The sequence below is a fragment of the Magnetococcales bacterium genome, from assembly GCA_015231175.1.
In the GTDB taxonomy this organism is placed as follows: domain Bacteria; phylum Pseudomonadota; class Magnetococcia; order Magnetococcales; family DC0425bin3; genus HA3dbin3.
Genome location: JADGBZ010000009.1, coordinates 69,618 through 85,326 on the forward strand (window position 1 = coordinate 69,618; position 15,709 = coordinate 85,326).

Annotated in this window: 16 protein-coding genes; 15 read left to right on the forward strand and 1 reads right to left on the reverse strand. The window is 59.8% G+C overall.

Going from position 1 to position 15,709, the window contains the following annotated elements:
- The first annotated feature begins 56 nt into the window (after nucleotides 1–56).
- Both tolQ and tolR read left to right on the forward strand, forming a co-directional pair.
- A complete protein-coding gene (gene tolQ / locus HQL63_03675) occupies nucleotides 57–782 on the forward strand; it encodes a protein TolQ (GenBank protein ID MBF0175933.1) in 726 nt (241 codons plus the stop codon).
- On the forward strand, nucleotides 782–1,195 hold the full coding sequence (gene tolR, locus HQL63_03680; GenBank protein MBF0175934.1) for a protein TolR: 414 nt from the start codon (nucleotides 782–784) through the stop codon (nucleotides 1,193–1,195). Before tolQ ends, tolR begins: the two co-directional genes overlap by 1 nt.
- 274 nt (nucleotides 1,196–1,469) lie before the next feature.
- On the opposite strand, the gene HQL63_03685 is transcribed toward tolR, so the two are convergent.
- On the reverse strand, nucleotides 1,470–2,054 hold the full coding sequence (locus HQL63_03685; protein ID MBF0175935.1) for a hypothetical protein: 585 nt from the start codon (nucleotides 2,052–2,054) through the stop codon (nucleotides 1,470–1,472).
- Nucleotides 2,055–2,109: 55 nt separating this feature from the next.
- Between HQL63_03685 and HQL63_03690 the strand changes: the two genes are divergently transcribed.
- The 13 genes from HQL63_03690 to pheS all read left to right on the forward strand — a co-directional run bounded on the left by HQL63_03690 (nucleotide 2,110) and on the right by pheS (nucleotide 15,565).
- The gene (locus HQL63_03690; GenBank protein MBF0175936.1) at nucleotides 2,110–2,496 is read left to right on the forward strand and encodes a TonB C-terminal domain-containing protein; all 387 of its coding nucleotides are present in this window, start codon (nucleotides 2,110–2,112) and stop codon (nucleotides 2,494–2,496) included.
- Between the two features lie 261 nt (nucleotides 2,497–2,757).
- Nucleotides 2,758–4,137, forward strand: coding sequence for a Tol-Pal system protein TolB (tolB, locus tag HQL63_03695; GenBank protein ID MBF0175937.1), 1,380 nt, complete (start codon nucleotides 2,758–2,760; stop codon nucleotides 4,135–4,137).
- Between the two features lie 46 nt (nucleotides 4,138–4,183).
- Nucleotides 4,184–4,786: a peptidoglycan-associated lipoprotein Pal gene (pal, locus tag HQL63_03700; protein ID MBF0175938.1), complete on the forward strand. Its 603-nt coding sequence runs from the start codon at nucleotides 4,184–4,186 to the stop codon at nucleotides 4,784–4,786.
- Nucleotides 4,787–4,840: 54 nt separating this feature from the next.
- A complete protein-coding gene (gene ybgF / locus HQL63_03705; protein ID MBF0175939.1) occupies nucleotides 4,841–5,791 on the forward strand; it encodes a tol-pal system protein YbgF in 951 nt (316 codons plus the stop codon).
- Between the two features lie 39 nt (nucleotides 5,792–5,830).
- Complete coding sequence (gene queC / locus HQL63_03710; protein MBF0175940.1) at nucleotides 5,831–6,535, forward strand: 7-cyano-7-deazaguanine synthase QueC; 705 nt, start codon at nucleotides 5,831–5,833, stop codon at nucleotides 6,533–6,535.
- Complete coding sequence (tilS, locus tag HQL63_03715) at nucleotides 6,448–7,536, forward strand: tRNA lysidine(34) synthetase TilS (protein ID MBF0175941.1); 1,089 nt, start codon at nucleotides 6,448–6,450, stop codon at nucleotides 7,534–7,536. The genes queC and tilS overlap by 88 nt, the downstream gene beginning before the upstream one ends.
- 257 nt (nucleotides 7,537–7,793) lie before the next feature.
- Complete coding sequence (gene ftsH, locus HQL63_03720; GenBank protein ID MBF0175942.1) at nucleotides 7,794–9,935, forward strand: ATP-dependent zinc metalloprotease FtsH; 2,142 nt, start codon at nucleotides 7,794–7,796, stop codon at nucleotides 9,933–9,935.
- Between the two features lie 185 nt (nucleotides 9,936–10,120).
- The gene (folP, locus tag HQL63_03725; GenBank protein ID MBF0175943.1) at nucleotides 10,121–11,098 is read left to right on the forward strand and encodes a dihydropteroate synthase; all 978 of its coding nucleotides are present in this window, start codon (nucleotides 10,121–10,123) and stop codon (nucleotides 11,096–11,098) included.
- A 235-nt stretch (nucleotides 11,099–11,333) separates the two neighbouring features.
- Nucleotides 11,334–12,716, forward strand: a complete 1,383-nt coding sequence (locus tag HQL63_03730) for a phosphoglucosamine mutase (protein MBF0175944.1) — start codon at nucleotides 11,334–11,336, stop codon at nucleotides 12,714–12,716.
- Between the two features lie 78 nt (nucleotides 12,717–12,794).
- On the forward strand, nucleotides 12,795–13,487 hold the full coding sequence (gene infC, locus HQL63_03735; GenBank protein ID MBF0175945.1) for a translation initiation factor IF-3: 693 nt from the start codon (nucleotides 12,795–12,797) through the stop codon (nucleotides 13,485–13,487).
- 33 nt (nucleotides 13,488–13,520) lie between these two features.
- Nucleotides 13,521–13,721, forward strand: a complete 201-nt coding sequence (gene rpmI, locus HQL63_03740) for a 50S ribosomal protein L35 (protein ID MBF0175946.1) — start codon at nucleotides 13,521–13,523, stop codon at nucleotides 13,719–13,721.
- Between the two features lie 214 nt (nucleotides 13,722–13,935).
- Complete coding sequence (rplT, locus tag HQL63_03745; protein ID MBF0175947.1) at nucleotides 13,936–14,289, forward strand: 50S ribosomal protein L20; 354 nt, start codon at nucleotides 13,936–13,938, stop codon at nucleotides 14,287–14,289.
- 235 nt (nucleotides 14,290–14,524) lie between these two features.
- Nucleotides 14,525–15,565, forward strand: a complete 1,041-nt coding sequence (gene pheS, locus HQL63_03750; GenBank protein ID MBF0175948.1) for a phenylalanine--tRNA ligase subunit alpha — start codon at nucleotides 14,525–14,527, stop codon at nucleotides 15,563–15,565.
- Nucleotides 15,566–15,709 lie beyond the last annotated feature (144 nt).

Below are 15,709 nucleotides of genomic sequence, written 5' to 3' on the forward strand. Positions count from 1 at the left end.
CGAAAAAGCCTCAAGGAAGAAAAAACCACCACCATGGAAGGAAAACGTTTGCCATGATGAACGAAGCCCTGGCTACCCATAGTATTTGGGATCTGGTCGCACAGGCTGGATTGCTGGTCAAGCTGGTCATGCTGGGTCTTTTGGGGGCATCTCTCGTCTCCTGGGCCATGATTTTTGACAAGTGGCGCCGTTTCCGCCGCATCACCCGTGAATCGGACGAGTTTGAAGAGCGATTCTGGAGCGGCGGCAATGTCACGGCGTTTTACCAGACAGCATCGCAAGAGTGGCCGGAGTGTCCCATCGTCACCATGTTCACCACCGGTTTCCGGGAGTGGAAACGCTGGGAGAGCGGTGAGCGGACAGGCGGCACCACCGCCCCCCGGGACGGCAGTGAGACCGGGGATCTGGTCGCCAGTGTCCGGCGTGCCATGACGGTAGCCCTGAACCGGGAGATCGACCAACTGGAACGCGGTCTGACCTTTTTGGCAACTGTTGGCTCCACAAGTCCGTTTGTCGGCTTGTTTGGCACCGTGTGGGGTATCATGAATGCCTTCCGTGGCCTGGCCGGCGCCAAAACGACAACGCTGACCATGGTGGCCCCCGGCATCGCCGAAGCCCTGATTGCCACAGCCATGGGTCTGGTAGCCGCCATACCGGCGGTGATTGCCTTCAACAACTACTCCGCCGAGTTGCGCCGCCTGAACCAGAAGATGGACAACTTCGGCGCCGAATTTCTCAACATCATCGAACGGCGGGTCGCCCGCATGAGAAGGAGCGCCTGATGGGTATGGGATCCTCCATGGGATCTGGCCGCCATGGTCCCATGAGCGACATCAACGTCACCCCCATGGTTGACATCATGCTGGTGCTGTTGATCATCTTTATGGTGGCTGCCCCTCTGTTGAGCCAGGGCGTGGAAGTGGAACTGCCCAACGCCCAAGCCAACCCCATGAGCTCGGAGCAAGAGCCCCTGGTGGTCACGGTCACAGCCGGTGGAGTTCCCTCCATCGAGGGGAAGACTGTCAACATGGATCAGTTGTCTGTCCGTATCCGGGCCGTCAAGTTGGCCAACCCACGTCTGCCTATTTATGTCCGGGGCGACCAGAGAGCCAATTATGGAGACATCATGCGAGTCATGGCCGAGATCCAACAGGCTGGCGCCACCGAAATCGGTTTGATGACCGAACCCCGGTAGTCCGGATCCAATCCATGGTATCAAGAGACTCACTCCTGTGGTCCATCGCCGCCCATGTCGTGGCCGTTCTGCTTGTTGTTTTCATGCCGCAGTCCGCGCCACCCTTGATGGTGATCGAGAAACCCCTTACGGTCAATCTGATCCAGGCACCCAAGGTCAAACCGGAAACGCGCGTGACCAAGCCGGCGCAAAAAACCGCCCCGGAGCCACTTCAGCAGAGCGAACCTCTGCCGAACATGCCCGGCTTGCCACCGCCTCCACCTGAAGCGCCGATTCAGCCAAAACCAAAGCCGGAGCCACCGAAAAAAGAGCCGCCAAAACCGGAACCACCGAAAAAAGAGCCGCCAAAATCGGAACCACCGAAAAAAGAACCACCAAAACCGGAACCACCGAAACCGGAACCACCGAAAAAAGAGCCACCGAAGCCGGAACCACCGAAAAAAGAGCCACCGAAAAAAGAACCACCAAAACCGGAACCACCGAAAAAAGAACCACCGAAACCGGAACCACCGAAAAAAGAACCGCCGAAACCGGAACCACCGAAAAAAGAACCGCCGAAACCGGTCAAGATTGAAGAAACAACGAAAAAAGAACCCAAAAAAGAGCCTCCCAAAAAGGAAGAGCCTAAAAAAGAAGAGCCCAAGAAGGTAGAACCCAAGAAAATTGAACCTAAAAAAGAGCCTCCCAAAAAGGAAGAACCCATAAAAGCAGAACCCAAAGCGGAGGAGCACAAGAAAGAGCCCCTGAAGAAAGAGGAACCTGAAAGAGCCCCAGCAAAGACTGAAAAGACCGAAGAGGCAAAAAAGAAGGAGCCCAGAAAAACCGAAAAGAATGAATCGGAATGGTCCGATATCACCAAGATGATCCAGGAGGAGTACGCCGGTACCACAACCAGGGAGGCACCTCCGAGTCCCGTGCCGCCAGCACCAGAGCACAAGCCGGCTCAGACGCAGCCACAAGCCCGGGCCCAGGTGCAGGCACAAGCTCCCGTGCAAGGTCCGCAGGTCAGCCGTTTGCAGGTGGAGCTTTACAAGAAGAGCGTGGAGACGAAGGTACGCACCAGTTGGATCAAACCAACCGGCATGCTTGACGAAAGCCGCCTGGCCGTGACGGTCCGTGCCGATGTCGCCCCGGATGGACGCCTGTACAACCCGCAGATCATCCGCTCCTCGGGTGCGGAGGTGTTTGACCGCTCGGTGTTGTCAGCCATTCACAAGGCCATGGATCTGCCCCAGCCCCCACAGGGGTGCCAGGAGTGTCTCAAGATCGTTTTTGTCTTCCGGGCATCGGACTCCTTTTGATCATGTCCCATTTGATCATGTCCAATCGCTCCCGGGCCCGCGCCCTTTTTTACAAAACGATTGGATCACTATTCACCACCCTTGCAGGATAAGCTTGGACATGAAAACCTTTGTCAGGGCTTCGCCCCGAACCCCACCAGGACTCCGTCCAAGGCCCTGCCAGGGAGCCAGCCCTCTGGATCCCGATCGTAGCCGGGTGGTGAGTAGTTACACGATTTGCTGTGCCGGTCGCGGCACCGTGTCCATATCTGCGAGGTTGCCATGATGACCATGAACCCCCGTTGGCCAGTTGAACGACCCCCCGCCCTGTCGGTCCCGCATGCTTTTCATGCCGGATGGATGGTTGTCAAACGGGCATGTCTGGCATGGCTGCTCCTGCTGGCCATGGCCGTTCCCTCCCATGCCGAATTGGTCATCGACATCCGCGAAGCGGGCATCAAACGTCTCCCCATCGCTCTGCCTCCCTTTGTCGAAGTGGGCGGAGGAGGAGGCCAGATGGGGCAGCAGCTTGTCAGTGTGATCACCTCGGACCTGGAACGCTCGGGTCTGTTCCGCGCCATCGATCCCCGCGCATTCATGCAGGACTCCGCCTCCTTGTGGCAATCCGGGCCAGACTATCGGGTCTGGCGCCAACTTAACGCCGAGGCCATCGTCTCCGGGGCCGTCCAGCAAAGCGGCGACGAGTTGACAGCCTCCTTCTATCTTTACGACACCTTCCAGGGCAAGCTGATCGGCAAGGGCAAACGTTTCACGACCCCCCTCAAAGACATGCGCCGCCTGGCCCATCGCATTTCAGATGAAATCTACTCCCGGTTGACCGGCGAGTCGGGCTATTTCTCCTCCCGTATCGCCTTCATCGCCCAGAGAGGACGCCACAAATGGCTGGCCATGATGGACCAGGATGGCGCCAACCGGGTGGATCTGACCCGGGAAAACAACCATCTGGTCCTGACACCCCGATTCTCCCCCAATGGAGAAAACCTGTTCTACATCTCCTATGAGACCGATCAACCCCGCATCTTCCGCTGGATGATCTACCAAGGAAAACGTTTCCAACAGGGTGAATACCCTGGCCTCAACAGCGCCCCTTCCTGGTCCCCCGATGGCCGCCATATGGCCATGACTCTGACCAAGGATGGCAATGCCGAGATTTACGTCAAGGATCTCATGAGCAACGCTCTGCGGCGCCTGACCTTCAACTCGGGCATCGACACCTCCCCTTCGTGGTCCCCGGATGGACGCCAAATCGTCTTCAACTCGGATCGCGCCGGCTCGCCACAGCTCTACGTCATGAACGCCGATGGGGGCAACGTGCGCCGCATCACCTACGATGGCCGCTACAATTCAGCCCCCGCCTGGTCTCCACGCGGCGACCTGGTCGCCTTCGTCAAGGGAGGAGAGGGCCATTTCCGCATCGCGGTCACCGACCCCAACGGCAACCAGACCCGCACCCTGACCAACTCCTGGATGGATGAATCTCCCACCTGGTCCCCCAATGGCCGCGTCGTCCTCTTCTCCCGGCAAGCGGGCGATATGACGCGACTTTACACAATCGACCTGACAGGCCATAATGAGCAGGCAGTGCCCAACGGGGATAACCTGGGCGGATCAGACCCTTCCTGGTCCCCCTTGATACGCTAACTAACCACCCGCGAACATTGACAATTCTGTCAGGGAGAAACGTCGCATGAAGCACACTGGTATTCTGATCGCAGGTTTGGTGACACTCGGCCTTCTGACGGGGTGCGGATCAACGCCAAAAAATGGGCCGGAGTCCGGTCCCGGCGGCAGCAGCAGCAGCGACTTGGCTGGAGGGCCCGGCGGTATGGGCGGCGCGGGCGGCTCGGGCCTCGGCCTGGGCAGCGGCAGTGAATCGGACCTGGAACGCGGTGGCAGCGGTGGCGATGGCGGCTTCGGTGGCCGCGATGGCATGGGCGGTCGCGATGGCATGGGCGGCGGCGAACCTGAACATCGCGTCTACTTCGATTTCAACAGCGCCTCCCTCACGCCTGAAGGAAGTCGCACCATGGCATCGAATGCCCAGTGGATCAAATCCAAAAATCCCAAGGAGATCATCATCGAGGGACACTGTGACGAACGCGGCACCCGCGAATACAACCTGGCCCTGGGCCAAAAACGCGCCGATGCCGTCAAGCAGTTCCTCTCCACGCAAGGTGTGGATTGGTATCGCATCCGGACCGTCTCCTTCGGCAAGGAACGCCCCCTGGTCTACGGTCATGACGAGTTTGCCTGGGCCAAAAATCGGCGTGCCGAATTGCGTGCCCAATAATTGTCCAGTTCGGGGAGGGAGGGGGTCACCGTGGGCGAAATCAAACCTGGGAACATGACATTGTCATCAACCGGGATCCAACTTCCCCGGCGCCTCCTCCTCCTCCCCCTGCTCCTGCTGGCAGCATGCGGCGCCCCCCCGCCCGCATCGGGACCGGCCCCTGTCGTTCGCGGCGACGACCCCGTGCAGGAGCCCCCTCAGTTGGAGAGGGAGATCAAACGCCTCTCCAAGACTGTCTCCGGCCTGAGCCACACCGCCGAAAACAGTCGGGCCGGCACCACGGAAATGGTCAAGCGTCTCGACCTGATGGAAAAAGAGCTCAATACCCTGCGCGGCGACCTGGAGGTCGCCCGCCACGAAAATCGGCAGCTCAAAGGTCAGATCGTCAACCTGAACGAAAAAAGTGTCCAGGCGCCGCAGCCAGCACCACCACCGTTCGGGACAGGCTTTCCGGATGCTGCCGTCCAAGCCCCTCCCGTGACAACAGCTCCTGTCGCCCCGCCCAAGATCGAGCCACCCCAGTCGGCCCCTCCCCCGCCACCAGCCGCATCCCAGGTCGTGGCAGCCTCCCATCCGGTCTCCGCGGCCCCCGTCAAAACCGTCAGCGGACAAAAGCCGGCTTCCGCAGATCATGCCTACAACGATGCCAGCGTCAACCTGAAAAGCGGGCGGTATGTGCAGGCTGGTGCGGGTTTCCGCGATTTTCTCAAATGGTTCCCCGACGATCCCAGAGCACCTCGGGCCCAGTATTGGGTCGGCGAAACCTTCTATGTCCAAAGGCAGTTCCGCGAGGCGTTGCAGGAGTTCAACCAGATTCTCTTGCGTTGGCCCAAAGATGAAATGGTTCCGGGCTGCCTGCTCAAAATGGGGTTCTCCCTCTACGAACTGGATGAAAAGGCCAAATCCCGCGCCATCCTGAACCGCTTGGTCAAGGAGTTTCCCGATTCACCGGCCATCCATGAGGCCAAGAAACGCCTCAAAAAAATCGCCGAGGCCCAGCCCTAAAGAGCCATAGCGAGAGGAGCGTCGTTGTCGGGCTTGACCATGGGTTCCCCAAAAAAAGCGGTCGTCCTGTTCTCGGGTGGGCTTGATTCGACCACCTGCCTCTTCGCGGCCCAAAAAGGCGGTTACGCCGTACATGCCCTCACCTTGCGCTACGGCCAGCGGCATCTGGGAGAGGTGGGGGCCGCCCAGGATGTGGCCGCCCGGTTGCCCGTGCAGCAACACCTGGTTCTGGATGTCAACCTCGGAGCCATGGGCGGTTCGGCACTCACTTCCCAGGCGTTGACCGTACCCAAAAACGGTCTCCAGGCTGATATTCCGATCACCTATGTCCCCGCCCGCAACACCATTTTTTTGTCCCTCGCCCTGGGGTGGGCAGAAACGCTGGAGGCCCGGGACATCTTCATCGGCGTGAATGCCGTGGACTACTCCGGCTACCCGGATTGCCGTCCGGAGTTCATCGTCGCCTTCGAGCGTCTGGCCAACCTGGCCACCCGGGCCGGCGTTCACGGCACGACCTACCGCATTCATACGCCTCTGCTGCACCTCTCCAAGGTCGCCATCATTCGGCAGGGTTTGGCCCTGGGGGTGGATTTCGCCCGTACCCGCTCCTGTTATGACCCCGATGCGGAAGGGCGCGGCTGCCGGTTGTGCGACGCATGCCGCATTCGCCTGACGGCATTCCAGGAGGCGGGTATACCGGATCCGGCGCCCTACCAGGATCCCTTCCCAGCGCCCGGGCCGTGAGCATCGACCCTGTCTTGAGTCACCTGCGCAAGGCGATCACGCCTCTGTTGACCCCCGGGACCGCCTTGGTGGTGGCCGTCTCGGGAGGACCGGACTCCATGGCCCTCATGCACCTGCTCGTGCGTTCGGGCCTGACCAACCAGCACCCCACCGTGGTGGCCCATTTTGATCACGCCTTGCGCATCGACTCCGCAACCGATGCCGACTTTGTCATCCAACAGGCCAGGCAACTCCACCTGACAACCCATGTCGAACGGTGGCAACACCCCCCCACGACAGGCAACCTTCTGGAGCAGGCCCGGCAGGCGCGTTATCACTTTTTGCTGCGTATCGCCCGACATACGGACGCCACGGCCATATTGACCGGCCACCAACAAGATGACCAGGCCGAGACCTTTCTGGAGAGATTGTTGCGGGGCAGTGGTGTTCGGGGACTGGGCGCCATGGCCCCCGTGCGCCCCCTGGAACCTTTTGCCGATACTCCCATTCAACTGGTGCGGCCTCTGCTGGCCCTGCGCCGGGACCGCCTGCGCCACTGGTTGCAAACACACCACCTGCCGTGGCGGGAAGATCCCGGCAACCTGGATCAGCGCCGTTTGCGCAGCCGCCTGCGTCAACAAACCCTCCCCTCCCTGGCCACGCTCACCCCGGACGGGGATCCCGTTTCCCGGCTGGCCCAGACAGCAGAGCGTCTGCGGGACGCCGACAAGGCGCTGGCATGGAGCTGGCAACGGGTACGCCCCGAACTCGACCTGCTATCCCTGGAACCGGGTACCCTCTCCCTCTCCTTTCCCCACCTCATCACCCTGCCCGACGAAATCATCCGCCGCGCCTTGGTTCACTGTCATACCACCATCACCGGCGACCCCTTCCCTCCCGGCGCACGCGCCATGGCTGGATTTCTGCACCATCTCCACCTGAACCGACCAACATGGTCCATGCGTATGCGCGGCATGACTGTCCTGCGTCAACAAGAAAGGCTGATTTTTGTGGCAACGTAACCATTCACCACCCGGCCACGCATCGGGATCCAGGGAGTTGGCTCCCTGGAAGAGACTTGGAACACATCGGGGTCCAGAGGTCTGGCTCCCTGGCAGGGCCTGAGACAGAGTCCTGGTGGGTTCGGGGCAAAGCCCTGACAAAAAGGAACCATTGAACTTTTTTAGACAGATACTTATTCTGATCGCATCGGTGATGGGAGGGTTGCCGAGGTGCCCTCGATACACGTCCGGTCAGATATGACAACCAGGAGGTTTTTTTGAACGGGTTTTACAAGAGTCTCTCTCTCTGGCTGGTCATCGGCTTGCTGTTGATCATTCTATTCAATCTGTTCAATCAGCCGAAGAGTCGCGACCACCACATTCCCTATTCCGACTTTCTGACCCACCTGGACCAGGGACGTGTCACGGAGGTGACCATCCAGGGACAAAATCTGATGGGCGTCTTCGCCGACGGGGGGTATTTTGCCACCTTTACCCCGGAAGACCCGGACCTGATCCGCAAGCTGCGTGATAAAAGTGTCGCCATCACCTCCAAACCACCCGATGAAACCCCCGTCCTGCTGACCATTCTCATTTCGTGGTTCCCCATGCTGCTCCTGATCGGCGTGTGGATCTTTTTCATGCGCCAGATGCAGTCCGGCGGGGGACGTGGTGCCATGTCCTTCGGAAAATCCAAAGCCAAAATGATGTCGGACAAGCAGAACAAGGTGACTTTTACCGACGTGGCCGGCATCGACGAAGCCAAGGAAGAGCTGGAAGAGATCATTGAATTTCTAAAAAATCCACAAAAATTTCAACGCCTTGGCGGCAAGATCCCCAAGGGAGTGCTGCTGATTGGCCCCCCGGGAACCGGCAAGACCCTGTTGGCCCGTGCCATCGCCGGCGAGGCCAACGTACCGTTCTTCAATCTGTCTGGGTCCGATTTTGTGGAAATGTTCGTCGGCGTCGGCGCCGCCAGGGTGCGGGACATGTTTGAACAGGGCAAGAAAAATGCCCCCTGCATCATCTTTATCGACGAAATCGACGCCGTGGGCCGCCACCGGGGCGCCGGCCTGGGCGGCGGTCACGACGAGCGGGAACAAACCCTGAACCAACTGCTCGTGGAGATGGACGGCTTTGAATCAGCCGAAGGGGTGATCCTGGTCGCTGCCACCAACCGCCCCGATGTCCTGGATCCGGCCCTGCTGCGCCCGGGCCGGTTCGACCGTCAGGTCACCGTGCCCAATCCCGACATTCGCGGTCGCACGCAAATCCTCAATGTCCACATGGCCAAGGTGCCCGTGTCCGAATCGGTGGATCCGGAAGTGATCGCCCGGGGTACCCCCGGCTTCTCCGGCGCTGACCTGGCCAACCTGGTCAATGAGGCGGCCCTCGGCGCCGCCCGCACGGATAAAAAAGTGGTGGACATGGAGGACTTTGAGACCGCCAAAGACAAGGTGCTGATGGGCAAACCCCGCGCCTCGGCCATCATCTCCGAAAAAGAGCGCCGCACCACCGCCTACCACGAAAGCGGTCATGCCATCATCGCTGCCATGATTCCGGATACCGACCCGGTGCATAAGGTCACCATCATCCCCCGGGGACGCGCCCTGGGCCTGACCATGCAGCTCCCCACCGAAGATCGCCATACCTACTCCAAGCAACAATTGGAGGACAGTATTGCCGTGCTGATGGGAGGACGCCTGGCCGAGGAGACAGTGCTGAATCAACTGACCACCGGCGCCGGCAACGATATCATGCGCGCCACCGATATTGCCCGCAAAATGGTCTGCACCTACGGCATGAGTCCGCGCCTTGGTCCCCTGACGCTGGGAGAAAAAGAACAGGAGATCTTTCTGGGCCGCGAAATCACCCAACATAAAAATATTTCCGAACTCACGGCACAAGCCGTCGATGAGGAGGTTCACCGCATCATCAACGAAAATTACAACCGCGCCAAAGATATCCTGACGGAAAAGTTGGACGTCCTCCACGCCATGGCCGCCGCCCTCCTGGAGCGGGAAACCCTGGTGGCGGAAGATGTGGCCAAACTGATCAGGGGCGAACCCCTGGGAAAAATGAAAAAGCCGGTGCGCCTGAAAAAAAACAAGGCTGTCACAAAACCACCGGCCAACGATGGACAGAGCGACCTCGCCTCTCCACGACATGATCCAGAGGAGAAGTCCGCTTCCCCCGACGGTACGCCTCAGGCAGCGACCGAGCCCCCTTCGCCGGACGGGCAGGCAGCCGGCGAGACCTCCTCCCATGAAGAGAACGCCTCTCAGGAGAGTCTCAAGCCGGTCGGGGCGAAGATACGCAAAAAAAACCTGAAAAGTGATGCGGACATGGGTGAGACGGGCAGGGAAGATGCCGAGGTCGCCGGTCAGGCGGACAGTCAAAAACCGCGCAAGAAGACATGACGGTACGAACCATCTTGGAACCCTTGGCCGGCCATGGCCCGGACGGAAATCCAAGCGGCATTTTTGCTGATCCCCCGTTTGACCTGACCGATCTGGATTGCCCGTGGTCTGTCCGGCTGACCGGTTGGTCAACCGCATGGAACCCCCTCCTGCATCCAAAAATGGCCGTGCAGATCGACGCCGACATGTGTCATGCCACAGGCCGTCTGTTGCGTGGGGATCTGGAGGCATGGATCGAACGGTTGGCCTCATCCGAGGCTCGATCCGTTGCCCTCGCGCTGCATACCGCGCTGACCGCCCATGGGCAGTGCCGGCCCGTCCTGCGTTGGCATTGCGGGGGATACCGGATCCTGGACTGCTCACGACCCCTGATCATGGGGGTCATCAACGTCACGCCCGACTCTTTCTCCGATGGGGGGCGCCATGCCGATCCGGAAACCGCCGTGGCCCACGGCATCGCCATGGTCCATGCCGGCGCCCATATCCTGGACGTAGGCGGAGAGTCCACCCGCCCTGGCGCGCAGCCCGTCTCCGAGGCTGAAGAGATGCGCCGGGTCATTCCCGTGGTCCAGGCCCTGGCCAGTTCGGTCCATGTCCCCATCTCGATCGATACCTCGAAGGCCACCGTCATGTCCGCCGCCATGGAAGCCGGCGCCTCTTTGATCAACGATGTCACCGCCTTGCGGGGAGATCCGCATGCCGCGCGCGTGCTGGCCAACACCGCCCATCCCATCGTGCTCATGCACATGCAAGGCGCTCCCGGTACCATGCAGCACAATCCGAGTTACCGGCACGTCGTCGCCGAGGTCTACGACTTTTTTACCGAAAGAATCCATTTCTGCCAGGAACATGGCATCAAACCGGAGCGGTTGATCCTTGATCCGGGTATCGGTTTTGGCAAAACTACCCTGCACAATCTGGAGCTGATACGCCACTTGCGCGCTTTTTATGGATTGGGCCTCCCCCTGCTCCTGGGCGTCTCCCGCAAAACGATCGTGGGCGCCCTGACCGGTGAACGCGAACCAGCCGCACGCGATCCGGGCAGTCAGCTTCTGGCCGCCTTGGGCGCACTCTCCGGGGCACATATCTTGCGTGTCCATGACGTGGCCGGAACCCGCCAGTCTCTGGCCGTGGCACAGGGTTGGAGGCACAACATCTTCTGACCGCTGCGCCCTTGATTTGAACCATTCAGCCCCCGGTAACGCATCGGGGTCCAGGGGGCCGGCCCCCGGTCCGTGGCCGGGTGGTAAAGCGTGACCCACCTCCCGGCTTTCCTTGAAAGGGTGCTGAATCGTTACCTTTGACTTTGACATTCTGCACCAAGTGCATCATGTTGAGGGTCGTTTGTGTGCATTTCTTGAGGTGTTCGGCAAGCGCCGACAGGAGGCAACCCTGGTCATGAGCAGTTCCCCGGAACAGTCTGGCAACAAAAAATTGTTCGGTACCGATGGCATTCGCGGGTTGGCCAATGTCCACCCCATGACCCCGGAGTTGATGCTGCGCCTGGGCCGGGCCGCCGGCGTGGTGCTCAAACATGGCACACACCCCAAGCGGGTGATTCTCGGCAAGGATACCCGCCTGTCCGGTTACATGTTTGAATCCTGCCTGCGGGCCGGACTCACCTCCATGGGGATCAACTGCCTGCATGTCGGCTCGCTCCCCACGCCCGCCATCGCCTTCCTGACCCGCGCCCTGCGCGCCGATGCCGGCATCATGATCTCCGCTTCGCACAATCCGTTTCACGACAATGGCATCAAATTTTTTGACGCCAATGGCATGAAATTGCCCGATGAGATGGAACATGAAATCGAACGCATCATGTTCGAGGAGAATCTGGACTCCCATCTCCCCCTCTCGGCAGAGTTGGGCAAGGCGTTCAACATTGAAGACGCCCCGGGGCGGTATATTGAATTCTGCAAAAACACTTTTCCCAAATCCCTGCGCCTGAACAACCTGCGCGTCGTGGTGGATTGCGCTCACGGTGCATCCTACAAGGTGGCACCGACAGTCTTCTGGGAGCTGGGCGCCGAAGTGGTGCCCATCGGCAACGAACCCAATGGCCGCAACATCAACGACGGCTATGGCTCCCTCCATCCAAAAAAAATCCAGGCCAAGGTCCAGGAGGTGCGCGCCGACGTGGGCGTCGCCTTCGATGGGGACGCCGACCGACTCCTCGTGTGCGACGAAAATGGCAAAATTCTGGATGGCGACCACCTCCTGGCCATGTGTACCCAGGAGATGCACCGCAAGGGAACCCTGCGCGGCGGCGGTGTCGTGACAACGGTCATGTCCAACCTGGGCCTGGAACGTTTCGTCACCCAACTCGGCCTGCAAATGGTGCGCACCCAGGTGGGTGACCGCCATGTCCTGGAACATATGGTCAAACACGGCTTCAACCTGGGGGGTGAGCAGTCGGGACATGTCATCTTCCTGGATCACAACTCCACCGGCGACGGCCTGGTCTCGGCCATCAAGATTCTTGAGTTGATGGTCACCCGCCAACGCCCCCTCTCGGAACTCGCCGCCGACATGCACCTCGTGCCGCAAATCTTGAAAAATGTCCGGTTCATACCTGGATCCGATCCCCTCTCCGATCCACAGGTACAAAACGTGATCGCCCAGGTGGAACAAGAGCTGGCCGGCCATGGCCGCCTCCTGATCCGCAAATCCGGCACCGAACCCAAAATCCGCGTCATGCTGGAAGGAGATTCACAGGCCAAAATCGAATCCCTGGCCGAAGATATCTGCAAAACTATTCGTCATGCCGGGGATGCAACATGAATGAAACCCTGAATCACGCCCCCCCGTGCGTCAGGTGTTGTCCCATACGCGCCATGTCTTCATAATGGTCGGGTGTGGATGAGGTTGTATGGCAGAAAAAAGAGCAGTACAAGGCAAGTCACAAGGAACGTCGTATCGTTGCACCCCCTCAGGCGCTCACCTGCCGCGCCAACTCCCGGGGTGGTCACTTTTTCTCTGGAGGGAACAGCCATAAGCAAACAGCCAGTCAAGGATCGTGGACCCCAACTCACCGATACCACCCGCATCAATGAACAGATCCGGGTACCGGAGGTCCGACTGATCGATGAAAATTCGGAGCAGGTTGGAATCATCTCCCGCACGGAGGCCATGAGCCGCGCCTTCGAGGTCGGGCTTGATCTCGTGGAAGTGGCGCCAGAAGCAAGGCCCCCCGTCTGCAAGATCATGGATTACACCAAGTTCAAGTACCAAAAAGCGATTCGTGAGCGCCAGGCCCGCAAAAACCAAACCCGGATCGATACCAAAGAGGTCAAGTTCCGGCCCGGCACGGACATCCATGACTACGATGTCAAGCTCCGCAGCATTCGCAAATTTTTGGAGCAGGGCAACAAGGTTAAATGCACCCTGCGCTTCCGAGGACGGGAAATGGCCCACCAGGAGCTGGGAATGACCCTCCTGGGACGCCTGGAAATCGCCCTGGATGACTTGGCCAAGGTGGAACAAAGACCGCGCCTGATGGGACGCCAGATGACCATGGTGGTGGCTCCGACCGTTCCGGTCAAGAAAAAATAAAATCGCCGCACAAACAGTTCAACGGATAAAAACATGCCTAAAATCAAAACACACCGAGGCGCCGCCAAGCGGTTCAAGCTCACCGGTTCCGGAAAGTTCAAACGTAATAAGGCGTACAAACAACATATCTTGACCTCAAAAAGTCAAAAACGTAAACGCAACATGCGCCTGGCAGGTATGGTGGCCGATGTCGACATGGCCGCCGTCCACCGCATGCTGCCCAATCATTACTGACAAAATTCAGAGTCCAAGGGGCTGCTCCCCCGGCAACTCCAGGGGAGCGTCCCGGCAACGTTCGGAACGAAACCCCGACCGGGTTTCCATGGACCCTTGCAGTGCATGCGTGATCGGCTCATCATCCCCGGTCGCACAAAACAGTGCAACAAACCTCCGGGCAACCTGACACCGAGGAAAGCCCGAATCACCCGTTGATGAAAGGAACTCAAGGATGCCACGCGTTAAACGAGGTGTGCAGTCGCGCCAGCGCCGCAAAGGTGTGCTCAAACTGGCCAAAGGGTATCGGGATCGCCACGGCAGCTGTTTCACGATCGCCAAACAAAAAGTGGATAAAGGGTTGCAATATGCCTACCGCGACCGAAAAGTCCGCAAACGGGAGTTCCGGGCACTCTGGATCGTCCGCATCAATGCAGCCGTCCGGGAGTTCGGACTCTCCTACAGCCGCTTCATGAACGGACTGAAAAAAGCCGGCATCGAGCTGGACCGCAAAGTGCTCGCCGATCTGGCCATCACCCAGCCCGAAGGGTTTGCCCAACTGGCCGCCAGCGCCAAGGCCGCTCTGTAGGGTCGCCGCGTCAGGCTTGCCCGGCAAAAACCACAGCGTCACGGAAAGGGAGCGGTAACGATTCACCACCCTTGCAAAAAAAGCTTGGGGATGAAAGCCTTTGTCAGGGCTTCGCCCCGAACCCCGCCAGGACTTCGTCCTGGATCTGCCAGGGAGCCAACCCCCTGGACCCCGATGCGTGGCCGGGTGGTGAATCGTTACAGGCGCCCTTTGTTATTTCCGGGGTCAGAACACCATGCGTGAGCAACTGGAAAAGTTGGGTCAAACCGTGCAGGCCGAAGTGATGCAGGCCAGATCCCTGGCGGATCTCGACCAGGTGCGCGTCCGCTTTTTGGGCCGAAAAGGGAGTCTCACCCAGATTTTGCGCGGACTGGGCGAAGTACCCGCCACCGAACGTCCCCTCCTGGGCGATCTGGCCAACCGCATCAAAGAAACATTCAACCAGGCCTACTCCACCCGGCTGGAAACCCTGAAATCCCAGGAACTGGAAGGCAGACTGCAACAGGAGTCCGTGGATGTCACCCTGCCGGGCCGCATCCCCCCCCTGGGCGGTCTGCACCCGCTCACCCGGGCCATGAGTGAAATCAGCGCCTTTTTCCAGGGCGCAGGCTTCATCACCGCCACCGGGCCGGAGGTGGAGACCGATTGGCACAACTTCGAGGCCCTGAACATTCCCGCCGATCACCCCGCCCGGGAGATGCATGACACCTTTTACCTCCCCCCCGCTCCCGATGGCAGACGCCGGGTGCTGCGCACCCATACCTCGCCCGTCCAAATCCGCTACATGGAGGGCCGTCGCCCCCCGCTGCGCGTCATCGCCCCGGGTCGTGTCTACCGGTGCGACTCGGATCTGACGCACACCCCCATGTTTCACCAGGTGGAAGGGTTCATGGTGGATCAGGGGGTCGGTTTCGGCCATCTGAAAGGGTTGCTGGAGGCCTTCCTGCGCCACTTTTTCGCCCAGGATCTGCCCGTCCGCTTTCGGCCATCCTTCTTCCCCTTCACCGAACCCTCCGCCGAGGTGGATATGGGGTGCATCTTCTGCAACAGCCGCGGCTGCCGGGTCTGCAAAGGTACAGGGTGGATCGAAGTCCTGGGGTGCGGCATGATCCATCCGGTCGTGCTGAAAAATGTCGGCATCGATCGGGAAAAATATGCCGGCTTCGCCTTCGGCCTGGGCGTGGAGCGCATGGCCATGCTCAAATACCGCATCGATGATCTGCGTACCCTGTTCGACAACGATGTGCGCTTTCTGCAAAACCACGCCACCGTCTGAAGAACACATCGGGATCCAGGGGGCTGGCTCCCCCTGACAAGTCCAGGATAAAGTCCCGGTGGGGTCCGGAACAAACCCCTGACATAACCATTCACCACCCGGCAACGAAACGGGGTCCAGGGGGCTGGCTCCCTGGCAGGTCCA

Coding starts and splice junctions, on each gene's coding strand:
- rpmI (MBF0175946.1), top strand. CDS start 13,521: ATGCCTAAAATCAAAACACACCGAGGCGCCGCCAAGCGGTTCAAGCTC.
- ybgF (MBF0175939.1), top strand. CDS start 4,841: ATGACATTGTCATCAACCGGGATCCAACTTCCCCGGCGCCTCCTCCTC.
- tolR (MBF0175934.1), top strand. CDS start 782: ATGGGTATGGGATCCTCCATGGGATCTGGCCGCCATGGTCCCATGAGC.
- pal (MBF0175938.1), top strand. CDS start 4,184: ATGAAGCACACTGGTATTCTGATCGCAGGTTTGGTGACACTCGGCCTT.
- tilS (MBF0175941.1), top strand. CDS start 6,448: ATGCCGCATTCGCCTGACGGCATTCCAGGAGGCGGGTATACCGGATCC.
- pheS (MBF0175948.1), top strand. CDS start 14,525: ATGCGTGAGCAACTGGAAAAGTTGGGTCAAACCGTGCAGGCCGAAGTG.
- tolQ (MBF0175933.1), top strand. CDS start 57: ATGAACGAAGCCCTGGCTACCCATAGTATTTGGGATCTGGTCGCACAG.
- infC (MBF0175945.1), top strand. CDS start 12,795: ATGAGGTTGTATGGCAGAAAAAAGAGCAGTACAAGGCAAGTCACAAGG.
- tolB (MBF0175937.1), top strand. CDS start 2,758: ATGATGACCATGAACCCCCGTTGGCCAGTTGAACGACCCCCCGCCCTG.
- queC (MBF0175940.1), top strand. CDS start 5,831: ATGGGTTCCCCAAAAAAAGCGGTCGTCCTGTTCTCGGGTGGGCTTGAT.
- rplT (MBF0175947.1), top strand. CDS start 13,936: ATGCCACGCGTTAAACGAGGTGTGCAGTCGCGCCAGCGCCGCAAAGGT.
- HQL63_03730 (MBF0175944.1), top strand. CDS start 11,334: ATGAGCAGTTCCCCGGAACAGTCTGGCAACAAAAAATTGTTCGGTACC.
- folP (MBF0175943.1), top strand. CDS start 10,121: ATGTGTCATGCCACAGGCCGTCTGTTGCGTGGGGATCTGGAGGCATGG.